We start from the raw sequence: 2,895 nt of genomic DNA, 5'->3' as shown, positions 1-2,895 counted from the left end.
GACCCTTTCTGCTATGCCGTTGCTAACGGGGCTAACCCGTCAGCAATACGGCAAGATTGAAGCCGGTGGTAACCCATCGTTGAGCACTTTAGGCGCCATTGTCGAAGCGCTGGACGCATCGCTGGTGCTGGTGCCGAAGGAAAAATTGAGCGCGGTGATGAGTCTGTTGGAGCAATCTTCATACGAGGCAAAAGCTAACGAGTCTGGTCGCTTTGAGATTGCGCAAGAAAGGCTGCTTTACAAGCCGTTTAAGGATCTCTGATAAGAATCGAACAGGCGTCGGCGTTAAGGCTAACCCTGCAAGGAGCAGGGGTTGGTTATGTCGTGGGCTATCGCAACGGTCGCTCGCTCTTCAGCTTGGCCCCGGCCTACGGCTCCACCCAACAATCCTACCGCGCCTCAATGCATTGCAAGTAATTCTGCAAGGCTTTGATCCGCGTATTGGTCATGGTTATCGCACATTGATCGTAGGTTTCCACGTGTTGGCGCTCGTTCTGGCCGTGGGTGGTGATGTATTCACATTCGGCGTCACGAAAGGCTATCCAGGCGCGCTGGGTGTTGATCATCCGTTTGCGGTGGATAGGTTCGCCGTGTAGGTGGTTAAGCAGTTGTTGGTACAACTTTTCCAACTCGATCTGCTCCGCGCTAGACGAAGAATGTGCGTTGTGCGCACCGGCGCTGGGGGCGGCCAGGGAGGCGGTCGCTAGCAGGCACGCTGCAAGTGCAGGAAGACGGCGCAACATTGAAGGCTCCTGGCAGTAATGGGCTACGACCGAGGAAAGCATAGGCGCTGTTTATTGCGCCGCGGCTTAGTACGGCGACTTCGGCAAAAAACAGGCAAAAAAAGCCGCCCAGCGGGGCGGCAATACGCGGGGGAGCGCGGTTAAAAGTGGCGTGAGTAAACCGTACACGCTGTTTTCAATAGGCCTGCGGAACAATGATGTTTGCCGGCGTCGGGTTACGCACATAGTCGTCATGGCGCAGTCGCTGCGGCAGTTCCACTTGCGGCTGCTGCACTTCTTCATAGGGCATTTGGCTGAGTAGGTGATGGATGCAGTTAAGCCGCGCCTTTTTCTTATCGTCGGCTTGCACCACCCACCACGGCGCCTCTTTTATATGGGTGCGTTCGAGCATGATTTCCTTGGCCTTGGTGTAGGCCTCCCAGCGCCGTCGCGATTCAAGATCCATGGGGCTGAGTTTCCATTGCTTGAGCGGGTCGTGAATGCGCGCCAAAAAGCGCAGGTGCTGTTCGCTGTCGGAGATGGAGAACCAGTACTTGATCAACTGAATGCCCGAGCGGGCAAGCATGCGTTCGAATTCCGGCACGCTGCGAAAGAACTCTTCGTACTGCTCGTCGTTGCAAAAGCCCATCACCCGTTCAACGCCAGCGCGGTTGTACCAACTGCGGTCGAACAGCACGATTTCGCCAGCGGCCGGCAGGTGCGAAACATAGCGTTGGAAATACCACTGGGTTTGCTCGCGGTCGTTTGGCGCCGGCAGGGCGGCGACGCGGCACACGCGCGGGTTCAGGCGTTGGGTGATGCGCTTGATCACGCCACCTTTACCCGCAGCGTCGCGGCCTTCGAACAAAATCACCACCTTGGCGCCGGTTTTCACCACCCAACTTTGCAGCTTGACCAGCTCACCCTGCAGGCGAAATAGCTCGCTGAAATAGTGTTTGCGTGCCCGTTTGGCTTCGCTGTCATCGGGCCGGCCCTGGAATAGTTCGTCGAGGTCGTGGCCGTCTTCGAGCAGCTCCAGTTCGAGCTCTTCATCGCCGTGGTCTTGCAGCTCGCGGTGGATACGCTGCATCAGCTGTTCGTTGGTCATATGGCACCTCGTAGGGCGTAGCGGTTAGGCCGATGCTAGGGCTTGGCTGTGGCAGGCCGATGACAGCCGCGTGGTTCAGTAGTCACTGCGTTTACGAAAGGCCCAGCGTCCGGCCAGTGCGGTAAAGGTGGCGACCAGCGCGACCAGAATCCAAAAGCCTTCGGCGTCATCGGCCAGGGGAATGCCGCCGACGTTCATGCCGAAAAAGCCGGCGATGATATTGATCGGCAAGGCCAGTACCGTCACCACGGTCAGGGTGAACAGGGTGCGGTTACTTTGCTCGTTGAGCTTGGCGACAATTTCTTCTTGCAGCAGTTTGATGCGCTCACCGAGGGCGGTGAGGTCGCTGATCACCAGGGTGAATTCCTCGGTGGCTTCGCGCAGTTCTTGCACGTCGTCCTCTTGCAGCCACTCGGGCGGGCGGTTGAGCAGGCGCATTAGTGAGCCAGGCTCAAGCGCCAGCAGACGTTGTAGACGCACCAGTACACGGCGCTTGGTACCGAGGTCGGCGCGGTTGTCGTTGAGGCGTGAAGCGAGCAATTGGTCTTCAATGCCGTCCACGCTGATGCTGGTTTCGCGGACGATGCCGGTGAGCACATCGCTTTGATCGCGTAGCAGGTGGACCAACAGTTCCAGGGGCGAGCGAAACCGTTCGCCGTGTTTTACCGACGAGCGCAGTTTGTCCACCGAGCGGAGCGGTTGCAGGCGGGCGGTCACCAGCAGACGGCTGCGGGCGCAGACCCAGAGGGTGGAGATGTCGGTGGAGACCATGTCGAAGTTGAACACCACGTCGTTGACCACCGCTAACAGAGCCGCGTCCACATGCTCCAGGCGCGTCGAGCGCGAACCTTCGCGCAGGCTTTCAAAGAAGTAATCCGGCAGGTCGAGGTGGGCCGTCATCCAGCGCTCGCACGCGGCGTGCGCCAGGTTCAGGTGCAGCCAGAGAAATTCGCCGTCATCACTGGGCGCTTTTAACCAGGCGAGTGCGGCGTTGGAGTCGATTTCTTCGCCGCGCTCGCCTGGGCGAAAACGAAAGCCATAGAGCAGGCCAAACAGGTCTGGAAC

The 2,895-nt window shown here is 58.7% G+C and carries 4 protein-coding genes; 1 reads left to right on the top strand and 3 read right to left on the bottom strand.

Annotated elements, in window-relative coordinates; translation table 11 throughout:
* Positions 1-262 (top strand): helix-turn-helix domain-containing protein (locus AAAB16_RS13065; RefSeq protein WP_340663712.1); only part of this gene is annotated, 262 nt, incomplete at its 5' end.
* Between the two features lie 127 nt (positions 263-389).
* Here AAAB16_RS13065 and AAAB16_RS13060 read toward each other — a convergent pair.
* The 3 genes from AAAB16_RS13060 to AAAB16_RS13050 form a co-directional block, all read right to left on the bottom strand.
* The gene (locus tag AAAB16_RS13060; protein WP_340663711.1) at positions 390-743 is read right to left on the bottom strand and encodes a lysozyme inhibitor LprI family protein; all 354 of its coding nucleotides are present in this window, start codon (positions 741-743) and stop codon (positions 390-392) included.
* Positions 744-918: 175 nt separating this feature from the next.
* A complete protein-coding gene (ppk2, locus tag AAAB16_RS13055) occupies positions 919-1,830 on the bottom strand; it encodes a polyphosphate kinase 2 (protein WP_177411397.1) in 912 nt (303 codons plus the stop codon).
* Between the two features lie 75 nt (positions 1,831-1,905).
* On the bottom strand, positions 1,906-2,886 hold the full coding sequence (locus AAAB16_RS13050) for a transporter (RefSeq protein ID WP_340663713.1): 981 nt from the start codon (positions 2,884-2,886) through the stop codon (positions 1,906-1,908).
* Positions 2,887-2,895: the final 9 nt, after the last annotated feature.

This window comes from Pseudomonas sp., from assembly GCF_037994325.1.
Classification (GTDB): Bacteria; Pseudomonadota; Gammaproteobacteria; order Pseudomonadales; family Pseudomonadaceae; genus Aquipseudomonas.
Note: the sequence above shows the minus strand (reverse complement) of the source record. Positions and strands in the feature narration are given on the sequence as shown.